This window comes from Labilibaculum antarcticum (assembly GCF_002356295.1).
In the GTDB taxonomy this organism is placed as follows: Bacteria; Bacteroidota; Bacteroidia; order Bacteroidales; family Marinifilaceae; genus Labilibaculum; species Labilibaculum antarcticum.
Map to the genome: position 1 here is coordinate 2,642,310 of NZ_AP018042.1, position 17,786 is coordinate 2,660,095.

Sequence of the window (17,786 nt, forward strand, 5' to 3'; positions counted from 1 at the left end):
TAGAAAGACCAGTCAGGTTTAAAAACTGACGGAATTAAATTAAATGTAAATAGCCTTAATCAATTGGTTAATGGCAAAAAGCTAGATATAGATGTTAAGCATTAAAAATTTACACGTTTCCATTGATGGAAAGGAAATCTTAAAAGGAATTAATCTGGAGGTTAAACCAGGAGAAGTTCATGCTATCATGGGACCTAATGGTGCTGGTAAAAGTACTTTAGCGGCAGTATTAGCAGGAAGAGATTTGTATGAAGTAACCGAAGGTGAAATTACCTTTCAAGGAAAAAACATTTTGGAAATGACACCGGAAGATCGTGCTAAAGAAGGCATCTTCTTAGGTTTTCAGTATCCGATAGAAATTCCTGGAGTTTCAACCGTTAATTTCATGAAGACTGCTGTTAACGAACATCGTAAGCACAAAGGTTTGGATCCATTAACGGCTTCGGATTTTTTAAAGCTGATGCGCGATAAAAAAAACTTAGTTGAAATCGATTCAAAATTGACAAATCGTTCCGTAAACGAAGGATTTTCAGGTGGAGAAAAGAAGAAGAATGAGATTTTTCAAATGGCTATGTTGGAACCTAAATTGGCTGTTTTAGACGAAACCGATTCAGGCTTGGATATTGATGCTCTTCGTGTTGTAGCGAATGGGGTGAATAAATTGAAAACTGCCGACAACTCAACAATCGTGATTACTCACTACCAACGTTTATTAGATTACATCATTCCTGATGTTGTTCATGTTTTGTTTGACGGTCGAATCGTAAAAACTGCTGGTAAAGAGCTTGCTCTTGAACTGGAAGCAAAAGGATACGACTGGATTAAGGAAGAAAACGGAAAATAGTCGATAGTGTCGAGATAAAAGAGAGATGATCTCTAATTTAAATCTCATCCCGATAATTATCGGGACTAATATCTAAAAAAACATGGCCGATATAAATACAATTAATAAGGATTTCGCTGATCTGTTCGAGCAAGGCAAAGAATTGCTTGTGAATGGTTCTTCTGATCATATGAATGAGACTCGTGAAAAAGCCTTCGTTCAGTTTCAGGAATTAGGCGTGCCTACTCGTGTCAACGAGAATTACAAATATACCAACCTGATACCCGCTTTCGATCATCCATACAATGTGAATCTTCGTTATATGGAAGTGGATGTTGATCTGAATGATATTTTTCAGTGCGATGTACCTGAGTTGGATACCAATATGGTATTGCTAACGAATGGTTGGTATTACGGAGAAAATAAAGAACTTACCGAATTGCCCAAAGGAGTTATCGTTTGTGGTGTTCAGGAAGCTGCGGTAAAATACCCCGATATATTTAATGCACATTACGGTAAATATGCCAAGCCCGATGAGGATGGCATCGTTGCATTAAATACCGCTTTGGCAAAAGATGGTTTATTCATTTATGTGCCAAAAGGTGTGGTGATCGAAAGGCCAATTCAGGTGGTGAACCTTTTGCGTTCCGATCGTGATTTAATGGCAACACAACGAAATTTATTTATAATTGAGGAAAATGCACAGGCTAAAATTATTGTTTGTGATCATACCTTAACACATCATAAATACTTGAGTAATTCAGTTACCGAAGTAAATGTAGCACCAAATGCAGTGTTCGATCTGTATACTTTACAAAATCAGCATTTAAATTCGGTAATCCTGAATTCTATATTTATCCGTCAGGATACAAATTCAAATGTATTGACCAATACCATTTCTCTTTACGGAGGAACCATTCGCAACAATCATCACGTATTGTTGGATGGCGAGCATTGCGAAAACAATACATATGGAATGTATTTGCTGGACAACAAACAGCATGTTGATAATTTCACATCAATTGATCATGCAAAACCGAATTGTTTAAGCAACGAGCATTTCAAAGGAGTAATGGATGGTGAAGCAACCGGAGCATTTGCAGGACGAATTAATGTTCGCCGTGATGCGCAAAAAACTTTGGCTTACCAATCAAATAATAATTTGTTATTGAGCGATGACGCTCAAATCTACACAAAGCCTCAGTTGATTATCGATGCCGACGATGTGAAGTGCAGTCACGGAGCCACAGTGGGGCAGATGGATGAAGATGCATTGTTTTACCTGCGTGCAAGAGGAATTGATGAAAAAGAAGCTCGTCAGATGTTGATGTTTGCTTTTGCTCACGAAATAATTGAAAAAATTAGAGTGGAGCCACTTAAAGATCGAATTGATGCTTTGGTTGATACAAGATTAAGAGGTGAAATATCAAAATGCAATACTTGCGCCATTGCCTGCAAAAATTAAATGCGTCGGATTTTGATCCGAAAATTGAAATGGCATTAACAGCGACCTGAGACAAAAAGAATAATGACCTTGGATATTAATAAAATACGTAATGATTTTCCCATTCTGAAGGAATTGATTCACGGTAAACCTCTTGTTTACTTCGATAATGCTGCAACTACGCAAAAACCTCGTCAGGTAATTGATAAGTTGATAGAGTATTATTACAAGTACAATTCAAATATTCACCGTGGAGTTCATTATCTGAGCAACAAATCCACCGATGGAAACGAGAATGCAAGAATAATTGTACAGAATTTCATCAATGCAAAGCATTCGCATGAAATAATTTTCACCAGTGGAGCAACCGAATCTGTAAATCTGGTTGCCAATTCGTTTGGCGATCGATACATTGCCGAAGGCGATGAGGTGATTGTATCCGAATTGGAGCATCACTCCAATATCGTTCCCTGGCAATTAATCTGCGAAAGAAAAAAGGCAGTCTTAAAAGTATTGCCTTTTAACGATCAAGGAGAATTGATGATTGATCAACTGGATGATTTAATTACCGATCGAACAAAAATCATTGCCGTTAATCACATCTCCAATTCATTAGGTACTGTAAATCCTATTCGTAAAATAATTGAGATTGCGCATGCTAAAAACGTTCGCGTTTTAGTCGATGCCGCTCAATCTGTTCAGCACAAAACAATCGACGTTCAGGAATTGGATGTGGATTTTCTCGTGTTTTCCGGACACAAAATTTACGGACCAACAGGAATTGGTGTTTTGTATGGCAAAGAAGAATTGCTTAATGAAATGCCACCCTGGAAAGGCGGAGGTGAAATGATACAGGAAGTTACTTTCAAGAAAACAACCTATAACGAACTGCCCTATAAATTTGAAGCAGGAACCCCAAATTATATCGATGCCATTGGTTTAGGAGCGGCAATTGAGTATGTTCAAAACATAGGAATCGAAAAAATTGATGCCTACGAACACGAATTGCTCGAATACGCAACCGAAAAACTTTTGTCAATCGAAGGTTTGAAAATATACGGAACTGCTGAGCTGAAAACATCAGTAATTTCATTTTTGGTCAAAGGAATTCATTTCTACGATATGGGAATGCTTCTCGATCAAATGGGAATCGCCGTAAGAACAGGTACACATTGCACCGAGCCAGTAATGCAGCATTTTGGCATCGACGGAACTGTACGGGCATCATTTTCCTTTTACAATACCAAAGAAGAAATTGATGTACTCTATAACGGCATTCTGAAAGTTTGCAAAATGTTTGCAGTAAAATAGGCCGCTTAGTAGATTTTCACAGATAGAAAATTATTGTAACTTTCGGCTGAAAAATTTTAATAATAAGATTTAGAGAGTTTTTAGTCTTACAGCTAATAACTCATATTTCATTTCTAAGTAATATGACAATAAACGAAATTCAGGAAGATATAATTGAAGAATTTGCAGGATTTGAAGATTGGATGGATAAATACGCCTATCTAATTGAATTAGGAACAGATCTTTCCGGTTTAGATGCAGAACATCAAACAGATTCAAATCTCATAAAAGGTTGTCAGTCAAAAGTGTGGTTCAATGCTTCACTCGAGAACGGAATTGTGAAATTACAAGCCGATAGCGATGCCATTATCGTAAAAGGAATTGCAGCACTATTGATTCGTGTTTTCAACAATCAAACCCCTGAGGATATAATGAATGCCGATTTAAAATTTATTGACGAAATCGGTTTAAAGCAACATTTATCTCCTACTCGCTCAAATGGATTAGTTTCCATGGTTAAACAAATAAAAATGTATGGAATTGCTTTCGATCATGTAAGCAAACAAACAAAATAAAATGGGAAAAAAGGAAACAGAAGCAATAATCATCGAGGTTTTAAAAACCATTTACGATCCCGAAATTCCAGTGAATATTTACGATCTGGGATTGATATATGAAGTGGATATGTATGAGGAAGATGAGGTGAAAATCACGATGACTCTTACAGCTCCAAACTGTCCAATGGCCGACCAAATTTTGGAAGAAGTGAATGAAAGAACAAAATCCTTACCGCAAATCGAAGATGTAACCGTTGTGTTAACCTTCGATCCACCTTGGGATAAAGAAATGATGACCGAAGAAGCAAAACTCGAATTGGGTTTTCTTTAAAGAATATAAGGACTGTTTTTGCAGTCCTTTTTTTTGTGCCCCTGCGCTTATACTCTAACTTGGGTTTAAATTAAATTAACTTTTGGCAAGGCACCTCTTTATGCAATTGATATAATAGTAAGGAGTAATCCATTAGTTATTCAAATTTTGTTTAGGGCATTTCCCTCGTTCCTCAGGTCGGGCTTTCCGTTTTTACTCCTCGCTCATTCTTCGCTGTGGGGTAATCACTTCAATCCCTAATGCAAAATAATTCGTGTTTTCGCATTGTCTGTTATTTGGTGAAAGTCTTTGCGGATTTATAGTATGTTTTGTGTGAAGAGTTTTTTTACATTTTAGCCTGACAATGGTCTGGAACTTTAATGCGGGCATTGCCGATCGGCGCGATTCGGGAAAATTTAGTTGCCATGAAAAGCCATACAGCATTCGAGAGGCTTGATTCTTTTGCTTACTTTTCTCATCTAAGGAGAAAAGTAAGAGCCGTCCGGCTTAAGGACAAAGAAATTGAAAAGATACAATGTTCAAATTATAGAGAAACATATAATTTTAAGAATGTTATGCTTCGGCAATAATCAATTCTTCCATGCCAGACTCATATTTGATTCAAACTCTAAAAGAGATGTTTTATGAGATGAGTTTTTTTTTGTACTAGAATTAGTTGAAATTTTCATGCGAGTGTTGCCGATCGGGTGCGATTCGGGTGACATAGTAGCCATGAAAAGCCAAACAGCATCCGAGAGGCTTGATTCTTTTGCTTACTTTTCTCATTTAAGGAGTATTGAAAATCATGAATGCCTTAATTTGAAATTGTTTATGAATCAAAGTAAGAGCCGTCCGGCTTAAGGACAAAGAAATTGAAAGGTTACAATGTTCAAATTTTAGAGAAATAGACAATTTTAAGAATATCATGATATGATTCTTAATCTCAAACAACAACTTTATAAGAGGAGTATCGGGATTAATTTGGTATTATTAGAAAATGCAAAATGATTATCATACGTTTATCGTGAATTTCGGTAACAATCTTAATTTAGCACTATGAATCTCACCCTCACAGCAAAATCAAATCTCATAAAATCCAAGGCTCTCGAACTTGGTCTGGATCTTTGTGGAATCGCAAAGGCTGATTTTTTGGAAGATGAAAAGGAGAATTTTCAATCCTGGTTAGATAAGGAGTATCATGGAGAAATGGCGTATATGGCCAATAATATCGAAAAACGATTAGATCCTCGTTTATTGGTTGAAAATACAAAGTCCATTGTTGTTGTGGGTCTAAACTATTTTCCAAAGCAGCAGCAAGAAGATCCCGAAGCACCCGTAATTGCGAAATATGCCTACGGAAAAGATTATCACTTCGTACTAAAGGATCGATTGAATCAACTTTTAGAATACATCAATACTGAAATTGGTGAAGTTTCTGGCCGCGCATTTGTCGATTCGGCTCCAATCCTGGAACATGCCTGGGCAAAAAAAGCCGGTTTAGGCTGGATCGGGAAAAATTCACTACTTCTCAATCGTAAAATAGGATCATTTCTTTTCCTGGGCGAATTGCTCATCGATATGGAATTGGAATATGAGGAAGAAAAATATCAGGATTTTTGCGGAGGATGCAGTAAATGCATTCGGGCCTGTCCAACTGGAGCAATTACCGAACCTTATGTCGTAAATGGCAGCAAATGCATTTCCTATTTCACCATCGAGCTCAAAGGTGAAATCCCCGAAGAAATGAAGGGTAAATTCGAAAATCGTGCATTTGGTTGTGATATTTGTCAGGATGTTTGTCCCTGGAACCGTATGGCAAAAGCTCATTCCGTTCCAGAATTTGAACCGAATCCAGATCTGCTTTCCTTGTCAAAAGCAGAATGGGAACAAATGGAGGCTCATAAATTTGGTGAGATCTTCAAAAATTCGGCTGTCAAGCGCACAAAGTTCAAAGGCTTAAAACGCAATCTCGATTTTATCACCGAAAATAATGATGAAAATACCTAAGGAATCACTGATACCCTTTAATCCGAGCAAGAGAACTGTTACGAAACTGGTAAGCAATGCCAAGGAATGCACGATCACCTGTAAGGAAGAGAAGAGAACCCTTAATACACGGAAGGGAACGTGAAAGGAACGGATGAGAACGCTTAAGGAATAGAGGGGAACATGAAAGGAATGGGTGAGGACGCTTAAGGAATCCATGGGAACAATCAAGCAGCAAGAGAACGTTGAATTAGCCTTATAATTTTGTTACATTTATTACTTTGATAAAATAACGAAAACAAATCTCTCAATGGAGCATTATATTTATCATGTAAATCCCGATAAGGAAAGCAAGTTGTTTTTTCAGCTCTGGCAACCATCTGCTAAACCCAAAGCCGTAATTTGTTTGGTGCATGGTATTGGCGAGCATTCTTCCAGGTATCACGAGTGGGCTGAATTATTTGTTGAAAAGAACATTGCAGTTGTAAGTTACGATCAGCGAGGTCATGGTTTGTCCGATGGAAAAAGAGGAGTCATTCCATCTTACGAAATACTAATGGATGATATTGATTTCGCTCTTAAGGAAGTGAAAAAGCATTTTGAAGATACCCCATGCTTTCTATACGGTCATAGCATGGGCGGAGGAGAGGTTTTAAATCATTTAATTACCCGAAAGTCAAATTATTTGGGCGTTATTTCCACTTCACCATGGATTGTTACGCAAGAGGCACCACCTAAAATTGTAATTCCTTTTCTTCGAACGCTGTCAAATTTATTTCCGTACATTAGTATTAAAACTAGTTTCGATGCTAAACGGCTATCACATATCGAGCAGGTTTGTATCAAATATAATGAAGATGAATTAATTCATCATATGGTTTCTTTTCGATTATTTATTGATGCATATGATGCCGGTTACAGAGTTTTGAAGAATCCGGATAAAGTAAAAAAACCATTATTATTGCTTCATGGGACGGATGATCAGATTACAGATCCCAATGCAAGTAAGACTTTTTCTGAGGGTGTTGTAAATAGGTGTACCTATATTCAATACAATAAAGCTTATCATGAATTGCACAATGAATTCTGTCGTCTGGATGTTTTTGTTGATATTATTAATTGGATAGAAACTCAATTAGCTGAGAATAAATAATTTTTTAGGATATGGAAAATTTCAGAACTGAGGTAAAGATTCCCGAATCGAAAGATAAGTTTACCTACAATTCAAAAGCAATCGTGCTGGGTTCTTGTTTTACTGAAAATATTGGTGAGCAATTAGCCAAATATAAATTTGATGTTAATATTAATCCGTTTGGCGTAATATATAATCCTATAAGTGTTGGTAATAGTTTAAAAATACTAATCGATAATAAGAAATTCTCCGAAGAAGATCTAAATTTCGCAAATGATATGTGGTTTAGCTTTTCTCATCACGGACGATTTTCAAATGTCGATGTGAACGAATGTTTAGATGCTATCAATACCGAAATTAAAAAATCATCATTAGATCTGGCAAATTCTGACGTTCTATACATTACATTCGGAACTTCCTGGGTTTTTGAATTGATCGATTCCGGCGTTATTGTTTCCAATTGCCACAAATTACCAGCTCAAGAATTTAATCGATACCGATTAGATGTTGATGAAATTGTAAAGTTTTATAAAGAATTGATTGTTTCATTATCAATTTTTAATCCAAACTTGAAAATCGTATTTACAGTAAGCCCAATTCGACATTGGAAGGATGGTGCTCATGGAAATCAGCTTAGTAAGGCAACTTTACTCTTGGCTGTTGAGCAGTTAGTAGATCTTTTCGATCAGGTATCTTACTTTCCTTCCTATGAAATAGTAATGGATGAGTTAAGGGATTACCGATTTTATGGCGAAGACATGCTACATATGAATTCAACTTCGATAAATTACATTTGGAGTCGTTTTGTAGAAACATATATAGAGAAAGATACGCTTGTAGTTATGAAACGGGTTGCTAAAATTGTTTCTGCAGCTAGTCACAGACCTTTTAATCCTGACACAGTAAGTCATCAGCAGTTTATTACTAGCACTTTAAGTGATATCGAGAAATTGGAGAATCAATATCCCAATATTGTCTTCGATAAAGAAAAGTCACTTTTATTAAAAAATCTGCACCTTTAGTCTGGACATTCTCGTTTAGATTTTGTAATTTGTTTCTCCCTTTCAGAATAAAATAGCGTCTGATTATCAGGCAGCTATTCCTTTTTGTGAAAATAGTTTCAAAAAGCATTTGGAAGTGGGGAAAATAATCGTTTATCTTTGCACCGCTTTCAACGGAAGGTGTGCAACGGTTTAGGTGTTTTGAAGAGTGATTTTTAGTTCACAAAAACCGGAGTTTATTTTTTTTGAAATTTTTTTGCTTTGGGATTAGGATATGTTGATTTAAATCGATTATCTTTGCACCCGCTTTAAGAGTTAACGAACTCACTGAGCCACTAGGAAACAAAGGGTTTGAGAGTGAAATTAGCTTGAAAATAAAAGTGAAAAAAGATTTGCAGTTGTAGGATTTAATTCCTTATATTTGCACTCGCTTTTAGAGACAGTAACGACTGTCTTTTTAGAAATGAAATTTTAGAACAGAGACGGACAGCTTCGGCTGAAACTTTCGACACAAGTTCTTTGAAAATATTGAAAACAACAAGTTAGGTAAATACAAGAATAAAACCTTGTCAATAAAAATTACGATAACTTCAATACATCCATGAGCAGAATTATAATAAAAGTTTTTTTACAACGAAGAGTTTGATCCTGGCTCAGGATGAACGCTAGCGACAGGCCTAACACATGCAAGTCGAGGGGTATAAGTAGCTTGCTACTTAGAGACCGGCGCACGGGTGAGTAACGCGTATGCAACCTACCTTTTACTGGGGAATAGCCCAAAGAAATTTGGATTAATACCGCATAATATATTTGAATCGCATGGTTTAAATATTAAATCTTCGGAGGTAAAAGATGGGCATGCGTAGCATTAGTTTGTTGGTGAGGTAACGGCTCACCAAGACTATGATGCTTAGGGGGTCTGAGAGGATAGTCCCCCACACTGGTACTGAGACACGGACCAGACTCCTACGGGAGGCAGCAGTGAGGAATATTGGTCAATGGGCGCAAGCCTGAACCAGCCATGTCGCGTGCAGGATGACGGCCCTATGGGTTGTAAACTGCTTTTTTACAGGAATAAACTTTGCTACGTGTAGTGAACTGAAGGTACTGTAAGAATAAGGATCGGCTAACTCCGTGCCAGCAGCCGCGGTAATACGGAGGATCCAAGCGTTATCCGGATTTATTGGGTTTAAAGGGTCCGTAGGCGGGCTTTTAAGTCAGTGGTGAAATCCCAGAGCTCAACTCTGGAACTGCCATTGATACTGAAAGTCTTGAATTTAGTTGAGGTGGGCGGAATACGTTATGTAGCGGTGAAATGCATAGATATAACGTAGAACACCGATTGCGAAGGCAGCTCACTAAACTAACATTGACGCTGATGGACGAAAGCGTGGGGAGCGAACAGGATTAGATACCCTGGTAGTCCACGCCGTAAACGATGATTACTCGTTGTGCACAATACACCGTGCGTGACTGAGCGAAAGCATTAAGTAATCCACCTGGGGAGTACGTTCGCAAGAATGAAACTCAAAGGAATTGACGGGGGCCCGCACAAGCGGAGGAACATGTGGTTTAATTCGATGATACGCGAGGAACCTTACCTGGACTTAAATGTAGATTGACCGGCTTAGAAATAGGTCTTCTCTTCGGAGCAATTTACAAGGTGCTGCATGGTTGTCGTCAGCTCGTGCCGTGAGGTGTCGGGTTAAGTCCCATAACGAGCGCAACCCCTATCGTTAGTTGCTAACAGGTTAAGCTGAGGACTCTAGCGAGACTGCCACCGTAAGGTGAGAGGAAGGTGGGGATGACGTCAAATCAGCACGGCCCTTACGTCCAGGGCTACACACGTGTTACAATGGCCAGTACAAAGGGCTGCTACCAGGTGACTGGATGCTAATCTCTAAAGCTGGTCTCAGTTCGGATCGGAGTCTGCAACTCGACTCCGTGAAGTTGGATTCGCTAGTAATCGTAGATCAGCAACGCTACGGTGAATACGTTCCCGGGCCTTGTACACACCGCCCGTCAAGCCATGGAAGCCGAGGGGACCTGAAGTACGTAACCGCAAGGAGCGTCCTAGGGTAAAATTGGTAACTGGGGCTAAGTCGTAACAAGGTAGCCGTACCGGAAGGTGTGGCTGGAACACCTCCTTTCTAGAGATTGGAAGTATTGTATATAGATATTGTAATTCAGATAATGGTTTTATCTGTATTTCCTAACTGACTGTTTTCATTAATTTATTTATACCATAACCCATAGCGTTAGGGTGTTTTCACCGCTAAGCTGATAGGTATTTAGTCCTGTAGCTCAGTTGGTTAGAGCACTACACTGATAATGTAGGGGTCCGCAGTTCAAATCTGCGCAGGACTACTATTTAATTGGTAATTATAAATTAATAATTGGTAATATTTTATTATTAATTGTTAATTATTCATTATTAATTGAAGTGAAACGATATGGGGGATTAGCTCAGTTGGCTAGAGCGCCTGCCTTGCACGCAGGAGGTCATCGGTTCGACTCCGATATTCTCCACACAAATACTATGGTGTATTTAAAGTTCTTTGACATATTGAAACAAAATTAAAGTAGAAGTAACAAGTAAAGAGACATAGATGAATTTCGGTAACGAGATTTATTTTTGTTAACACAATAAGAAGTAATTAAGAGCGTATGGCGGATGCCTTGGCTCTCAGAGGCGATGAAGGACGTGATAAGCTGCGATAAGTCATGGAGAGGTGCAAATAACCTTTGACCCGTGAATTTCCGAATGGGGCAACCCATCTATTTATAGATATCCCGCAAGGGAAGCAAACCCGGAGAACTGAAACATCTAAGTACCCGGAGGAGAAGAAAACAAAAGTGATTCCCCTAGTAGTGGCGATCGAACGGGGATCAGCCCAAACCTATATTGTTTCGGCAATGTAGGGGTTGTAGGACTGCGATATGAGAAGTGGCGTGAAGTGGAATTGTTTGGAAAGACAAATCACAGAGGGTGATAATCCCGTACACGAAAGCAAAATGAATCTAGCAGTATCCTGAGTAGCGCGGAACACGAGAAATTCTGTGTGAATCTGCCGGGACCATCCGGTAAGGCTAAATACTCCTGAGAGACCGATAGTGAACAAGTACCGTGAGGGAAAGGTGAAAAGCACCTCGAATAGAGGAGTGAAATAGTACCTGAAACCATACGCTTACAAGCGGTCGGAGCACTTTAGGGTGTGACGGCGTGCCTTTTGCATAATGAGCCTACGAGTTACTCCTCACTAGCGAGATTAAGCACTTCAGGTGCGTAGTCGAAGCGAAAGCGAGTCTGAATAGGGCGTAAAGTTAGTGGGGGTAGACGCGAAACTTGGTGATCTACCCATGGTCAGGCTGAAGCTCTGTTAATCCAGAGTGGAGGGCCCAACCCGTTGACGTTGAAAAGTCTTGGGATGAACTGTGGGTAGGGGTGAAAGGCCAATCAAACTGAGAAATAGCTCGTACTCCCCGAAATGCATTTAGGTGCAGCGTCAGAGTCGAGAGTTATAGAGGTAGAGCTACTGATTGGATGCGAGGGCTTCACCGCCTATCAAATCCAGACAAACTCCGAATGCTATAACTTATATCTGGCAGTGAGCCCATGGGTGCTAAGGTCCATGGACGAGAGGGAAAGAACCCAGACCATCAGCTAAGGTCCCCAAATGTATGTTAAGTTGAACTAACGAGGTGAGATTGCATTGACAGCTAGGATGTTGGCTTGGAAGCAGCCATTCATTTAAAGAGTGCGTAACAGCTCACTAGTCGAGCGATCTTGCATGGATGATAATCGGGCATAAAACATACTACCGAAGCTATGGATTTAGAATTTATTCTAACTGGTAGGGGAGCATTCTAGCGGCGCAGAAGCAGTGTGGTAATGCATTGTGGAGCTTCTAGAAAAGCAAATGTAGGCATAAGTAACGATAATGCGGGTGAGAAACCCGCACGCCAATAGACTAAGGTTTCCTGATCAACGCTAATCGGATCAGGGTTAGTCGGGACCTAAGGGGTAGCCGAAGGGCGAACTCGATGGACAACAGGTTAATATTCCTGTACCGGCGCCAACTGCGATGGGGTGACGAAGAGATGAAAGCACCGCGAACTGACGGAATAGTTCGTTGAAGACCGTACGTGATGAGAGATGTAGGCAAATCCGCATCTTGAGCTGAAAGTCGATAGTACTGCAATGCTACGGCAGCGCAGATAGTGTGCCTAATTTTACTTCCAAGAAAAACCTCTAAGCTTCAGGTTGGTGCTGCTCGTACCTCAAACCGACACAGGTAGTCAAGTAGAGTATACTAAGGCGCTCGAGTGATTCATGGCTAAGGAACTCGGCAAAATAGTCCTGTAACTTCGGGAGAAAGGACGCTCTCAGCGATGAGAGCCGCAGTGAAATGGCCCAGGCGACTGTTTATCAAAAACACATGGCTTTGCAAAAACGAAAGTTGAAGTATAAGGCCTGACACCTGCCCGGTGCTGGAAGGTTAAGTGGAGATGTTAGTTTCGGCGAAGCATTGAAATGAAGCCCCAGTAAACGGCGGCCGTAACTATAACGGTCCTAAGGTAGCGAAATTCCTTGTCGGGTAAGTTCCGACCTGCACGAATGGTGTAACGATCTGGGCACTGTCTCAGCCATGAGCTCGGTGAAATTGTAGTATCGGTGAAGATGCCGATTACCCGCAACGGGACGGAAAGACCCCGTGCACCTTTACTGCAGCTTCACATTGATTTTGGGTAAGTAATGTGTAGGATAGGACGGAGACTACGAAGCGGCCTCGCTAGGGGTTGTGGAGTCAACCTTGAAATACGTCCCTTTGCTTATCTGGAGTCTAACGTCTAACGACGGACAGTGTGTGGTGGGTAGTTTGACTGGGGTGGTCGCCTCCAAAAGAGTAACGGAGGCTTCTAAAGGTACCCTCAACACGTTTGGTAATCGTGTGTAGAGTGCAATGGCACAAGGGTGCTTGACTGTGAGACAGACAAGTCGATCAGGTACGAAAGTAGAGCATAGTGATCCGGTGGTTCCGTATGGAAGGGCCATCGCTCAAAGGATAAAAGGTACGCCGGGGATAACAGGCTGATCGCTCCCAAGAGCTCATATCGACGGAGCGGTTTGGCACCTCGATGTCGGCTCGTCACATCCTGGGGCTGGAGAAGGTCCCAAGGGTTGGGCTGTTCGCCCATTAAAGTGGCACGCGAGCTGGGTTCAGAACGTCGTGAGACAGTTCGGTCCCTATCTGTTGTGGGCGTTGGAAATTTGAGAGGATCTGACTCTAGTACGAGAGGACCGGGTTGGACGAACCTCTAGTGCATCTGTTGTGGCGCCAGCTGCATTGCAGAGTAGCTACGTTCGGAAGGGATAAGTGCTGAAAGCATCTAAGCACGAAGCCTACCTCAAGATGAGATTTCCTTTAAGGGTCGTTGGAGACTACGACGTTGATAGGTTGCAGGTGTAAAGGTGGTGACACCAAAGCCGAGCAATACTAATTACCCTAATACTTCTGAGTGCGGGGTTCATCATTGAATCTTTTCAATGTTATTTTTGCTTTAATTTTTCGATATGTCTATGATATTATCTTGAGGGCTATGGTCCAATATAGATTAATGATTTTAGGTGTCTATTGCATCGGGGTTCCACCTCTTCCCATTCCGAACAGAGAAGTTAAGCCCGATTGCGCCGATGGTACTGCCGACTGGTGGGAGAGTAGGTCGACGCCAACTTTTAAAGAGTCTTATTCCAACTAGGAGTAAGACTCTTTTTTTTTATGATTTTATCTTGTGAAGGATTATTCTTTTACAATCAAAAATATTTGAATCCATACTGGCTTAAGGTCAAATTGGATTAAACGATTTTAGGTGTCTATTGCATCGGGGTTCCACCTCTTCCCATTCCGAACAGAGAAGTTAAGCCCGATTGCGCCGATGGTACTGCCGACTGGTGGGAGAGTAGGTCGACGCCAACTTTTAAAGAGTCTTATTCCAACTAGGAGTAAGACTCTTTTTTTATGATTTTATCTTGTGAAGGATTATTCTTTTACAATCAAAAATATTTGAATCCATACTGGCTTAAGGTCAAATTGGATTAAACGATTTTAGGTGTCTATTGCATCGGGGTTCCACCTCTTCCCATTCCGAACAGAGAAGTTAAGCCCGATTGCGCCGATGGTACTGCCGATTGGTGGGAGAGTAGGTCGACGCCAACTTTTAAAGAGTCTTATTCCAAGCGGAGTAAGACTCTTTTTTTTATGCACTAAAATTAAAACGAATTTGATTTGTTGACGATATTGATACGAAACGATAGGATTTGAATGTGTTAATTAGGATTGAAATCTGACTGTTTTTTAATATTATTTCTCAGATCTGGGAAGTTATGTTGTTTTGATAGTAATGTTCAGAAATTTGGAATGAGAGAATTGGTCTAACAACTTCTTAAAGAATCTTCTTAAAAACTTTATTTGAGTTAAACTCCGTTCGATAATCGAAAATATTACATCGATACCAACTCAAACTTGACCTGGATCAAACTAAATAGGATTTTTATTGTGGTACTATTTGATCACTTCTCTTTTTTAACCGAAAAATCATGCCATTAACGATCATGTGTTGCTTCGAGTGTCAACCTAATAAACACAAAAGGAGTCAATTTCTATTAGCATCCTCTTTTACAATTATAAAACCCGTAAGTTATCCTTCCCAATCTTCCATAGAAAATAGTTCGTTACAATAGCTTTAAAGATCAAATAGGATTTAAAGGTATTTGTACCCACGCGCTTTCCTTTCCTTGTTTTATCATTCCCAGGTAGACCATTAAGGACAAATAATTCCTAATTGATGTCTCTTTAATTAAGTTGATGTTTGATTTTATTCTGTCCATTCCCAATTACCAGTTATAAAAACAGGTAATTGGTCGGGCTATTCGCTAAATCTTTTATCTCGTACCTCGGTAAAAGGATATCGCTTCTATCCCTAATGGATGCTGTTTTGTATTGTTAGCCACTAGTGTTTTCCTGGCTATCATTAGTGAATGTTTCCTTTTCTGAGTTTATTTTCAAAATATGCCATCAGGTTACCAGATAGTTAAGCGAATGTTTCCAAATAGTTTCAAAAAGCATTTGGAAGTGGGGAAAATAATCGTTTATCTTTGCACCGCTTTCAACGGAAGGTGTGCAAGGGTTTGAGTGATTTGAGGAGTAATTTTTATCTCACAAAAACCGGAGTTTATTTTTTTTGAAATTTTTTTGCTTTGGGATTAGGATATGTTGATTTAAATCGATTATCTTTGCACCCGCTTTAAGAGTTAACGAACTCACTGAGCCACTAGGAAACAAAGGGTTTGAGAGTGAAATTAGCTTGAAAATAAAAGTGAAAAAAGATTTGCAGTTGTAGGATTTAATTCCTTATATTTGCACTCGCTTTTAGAGACAGTAACGACTGTCTTTTTAGAAATGAAATTTTAGAACAGAGACGGACAGCTTCGGCTGAAACTTTCGACACAAGTTCTTTGAAAATATTGAAAACAACAAGTTAGGTAAATACAAGAATAAAACCTTGTCAATAAAAATTACGATAACTTCAATACATCCATGAGCAGAATTATAATAAAAGTTTTTTTACAACGAAGAGTTTGATCCTGGCTCAGGATGAACGCTAGCGACAGGCCTAACACATGCAAGTCGAGGGGTATAAGTAGCTTGCTACTTAGAGACCGGCGCACGGGTGAGTAACGCGTATGCAACCTACCTTTTACTGGGGAATAGCCCAAAGAAATTTGGATTAATACCGCATAATATATTTGAATCGCATGGTTTAAATATTAAATCTTCGGAGGTAAAAGATGGGCATGCGTAGCATTAGTTTGTTGGTGAGGTAACGGCTCACCAAGACTATGATGCTTAGGGGGTCTGAGAGGATAGTCCCCCACACTGGTACTGAGACACGGACCAGACTCCTACGGGAGGCAGCAGTGAGGAATATTGGTCAATGGGCGCAAGCCTGAACCAGCCATGTCGCGTGCAGGATGACGGCCCTATGGGTTGTAAACTGCTTTTTTACAGGAATAAACTTTGCTACGTGTAGTGAACTGAAGGTACTGTAAGAATAAGGATCGGCTAACTCCGTGCCAGCAGCCGCGGTAATACGGAGGATCCAAGCGTTATCCGGATTTATTGGGTTTAAAGGGTCCGTAGGCGGGCTTTTAAGTCAGTGGTGAAATCCCAGAGCTCAACTCTGGAACTGCCATTGATACTGAAAGTCTTGAATTTAGTTGAGGTGGGCGGAATACGTTATGTAGCGGTGAAATGCATAGATATAACGTAGAACACCGATTGCGAAGGCAGCTCACTAAACTAACATTGACGCTGATGGACGAAAGCGTGGGGAGCGAACAGGATTAGATACCCTGGTAGTCCACGCCGTAAACGATGATTACTCGTTGTGCACAATACACCGTGCGTGACTGAGCGAAAGCATTAAGTAATCCACCTGGGGAGTACGTTCGCAAGAATGAAACTCAAAGGAATTGACGGGGGCCCGCACAAGCGGAGGAACATGTGGTTTAATTCGATGATACGCGAGGAACCTTACCTGGACTTAAATGTAGATTGACCGGCTTAGAAATAGGTCTTCTCTTCGGAGCAATTTACAAGGTGCTGCATGGTTGTCGTCAGCTCGTGCCGTGAGGTGTCGGGTTAAGTCCCATAACGAGCGCAACCCCTATCGTTAGTTGCTAACAGGTTAAGCTGAGGACTCTAGCGAGACTGCCACCGTAAGGTGAGAGGAAGGTGGGGATGACGTCAAATCAGCACGGCCCTTACGTCCAGGGCTACACACGTGTTACAATGGCCAGTACAAAGGGCTGCTACCAGGTGACTGGATGCTAATCTCTAAAGCTGGTCTCAGTTCGGATCGGAGTCTGCAACTCGACTCCGTGAAGTTGGATTCGCTAGTAATCGTAGATCAGCAACGCTACGGTGAATACGTTCCCGGGCCTTGTACACACCGCCCGTCAAGCCATGGAAGCCGAGGGGACCTGAAGTACGTAACCGCAAGGAGCGTCCTAGGGTAAAATTGGTAACTGGGGCTAAGTCGTAACAAGGTAGCCGTACCGGAAGGTGTGGCTGGAACACCTCCTTTCTAGAGATTGGAAGTATTGTATATAGATATTGTAATTCAGATAATGGTTTTATCTGTATTTCCTAACTGACTGTTTTCATTAATTTATTTATACCA

General features: G+C 40.4%; 8 protein-coding genes, 2 tRNA genes and 6 rRNA genes. All 16 read left to right on the forward strand.

Features of this window, described 5'->3' with window-relative positions:
• The first annotated feature begins 91 nt into the window (after positions 1 to 91).
• Positions 92 to 844 (forward strand): Fe-S cluster assembly ATPase SufC, encoded by a 753-nt coding sequence (gene sufC / locus ALGA_RS10410; RefSeq protein WP_096429255.1) that lies wholly within the window; start codon positions 92 to 94, stop codon positions 842 to 844.
• An 82-nt stretch (positions 845 to 926) separates the two neighbouring features.
• Positions 927 to 2,288, forward strand: a complete 1,362-nt coding sequence (gene sufD, locus ALGA_RS10415) for a Fe-S cluster assembly protein SufD (protein WP_096429256.1) — start codon at positions 927 to 929, stop codon at positions 2,286 to 2,288.
• Positions 2,289 to 2,351: 63 nt separating this feature from the next.
• The gene (locus tag ALGA_RS10420; protein ID WP_231706114.1) at positions 2,352 to 3,578 is read left to right on the forward strand and encodes a cysteine desulfurase; all 1,227 of its coding nucleotides are present in this window, start codon (positions 2,352 to 2,354) and stop codon (positions 3,576 to 3,578) included.
• Between the two features lie 122 nt (positions 3,579 to 3,700).
• On the forward strand, positions 3,701 to 4,132 hold the full coding sequence (locus ALGA_RS10425; protein WP_096429257.1) for a SufE family protein: 432 nt from the start codon (positions 3,701 to 3,703) through the stop codon (positions 4,130 to 4,132).
• 1 nt (position 4,133) lies between these two features.
• A complete protein-coding gene (locus ALGA_RS10430) occupies positions 4,134 to 4,445 on the forward strand; it encodes a metal-sulfur cluster assembly factor (RefSeq protein WP_096429258.1) in 312 nt (103 codons plus the stop codon).
• 1,035 nt (positions 4,446 to 5,480) lie between these two features.
• Complete coding sequence (gene queG / locus ALGA_RS10435; RefSeq protein WP_096429259.1) at positions 5,481 to 6,431, forward strand: tRNA epoxyqueuosine(34) reductase QueG; 951 nt, start codon at positions 5,481 to 5,483, stop codon at positions 6,429 to 6,431.
• 289 nt (positions 6,432 to 6,720) lie between these two features.
• Positions 6,721 to 7,563, forward strand: a complete 843-nt coding sequence (locus ALGA_RS10440) for an alpha/beta hydrolase (RefSeq protein WP_096429260.1) — start codon at positions 6,721 to 6,723, stop codon at positions 7,561 to 7,563.
• An 11-nt stretch (positions 7,564 to 7,574) separates the two neighbouring features.
• Positions 7,575 to 8,564: a GSCFA domain-containing protein gene (locus ALGA_RS10445; protein WP_096429261.1), complete on the forward strand. Its 990-nt coding sequence runs from the start codon at positions 7,575 to 7,577 to the stop codon at positions 8,562 to 8,564.
• Positions 8,565 to 9,173: 609 nt separating this feature from the next.
• A 16S ribosomal RNA gene (locus ALGA_RS10450) occupies positions 9,174 to 10,693 on the forward strand.
• A 143-nt stretch (positions 10,694 to 10,836) separates the two neighbouring features.
• Positions 10,837 to 10,910 (forward strand) — tRNA-Ile (locus tag ALGA_RS10455).
• Between the two features lie 88 nt (positions 10,911 to 10,998).
• Positions 10,999 to 11,072 (forward strand) — tRNA-Ala (locus tag ALGA_RS10460).
• 118 nt (positions 11,073 to 11,190) lie between these two features.
• Positions 11,191 to 14,065 (forward strand): 23S ribosomal RNA (locus tag ALGA_RS10465).
• 103 nt (positions 14,066 to 14,168) lie between these two features.
• Positions 14,169 to 14,279, forward strand: a 5S ribosomal RNA gene (gene rrf, locus ALGA_RS10470).
• Positions 14,280 to 14,410: 131 nt separating this feature from the next.
• Positions 14,411 to 14,521: ribosomal RNA gene (rrf, locus tag ALGA_RS10475) — 5S ribosomal RNA — on the forward strand.
• 129 nt (positions 14,522 to 14,650) lie between these two features.
• Positions 14,651 to 14,761, forward strand: a 5S ribosomal RNA gene (gene rrf, locus ALGA_RS10480).
• 1,409 nt (positions 14,762 to 16,170) lie between these two features.
• Positions 16,171 to 17,690, forward strand: a 16S ribosomal RNA gene (locus tag ALGA_RS10485).
• Together the 16S, 23S and 5S rRNA genes with 2 tRNA genes alongside form the textbook arrangement of a ribosomal RNA operon.
• Positions 17,691 to 17,786 lie beyond the last annotated feature (96 nt).

Excerpts from the sequence above, each read along its gene's own strand:
- sufC (WP_096429255.1), top strand. The coding sequence starts at position 92 with ATGTTAAGCATTAAAAATTTACACGTTTCCATTGATGGAAAGGAAATC.
- sufD (WP_096429256.1), top strand. The coding sequence starts at position 927 with ATGGCCGATATAAATACAATTAATAAGGATTTCGCTGATCTGTTCGAG.
- ALGA_RS10420 (WP_231706114.1), top strand. The coding sequence starts at position 2,352 with ATGACCTTGGATATTAATAAAATACGTAATGATTTTCCCATTCTGAAG.
- ALGA_RS10425 (WP_096429257.1), top strand. The coding sequence starts at position 3,701 with ATGACAATAAACGAAATTCAGGAAGATATAATTGAAGAATTTGCAGGA.
- ALGA_RS10430 (WP_096429258.1), top strand. The coding sequence starts at position 4,134 with ATGGGAAAAAAGGAAACAGAAGCAATAATCATCGAGGTTTTAAAAACC.
- queG (WP_096429259.1), top strand. The coding sequence starts at position 5,481 with ATGAATCTCACCCTCACAGCAAAATCAAATCTCATAAAATCCAAGGCT.
- ALGA_RS10440 (WP_096429260.1), top strand. The coding sequence starts at position 6,721 with ATGGAGCATTATATTTATCATGTAAATCCCGATAAGGAAAGCAAGTTG.
- ALGA_RS10445 (WP_096429261.1), top strand. The coding sequence starts at position 7,575 with ATGGAAAATTTCAGAACTGAGGTAAAGATTCCCGAATCGAAAGATAAG.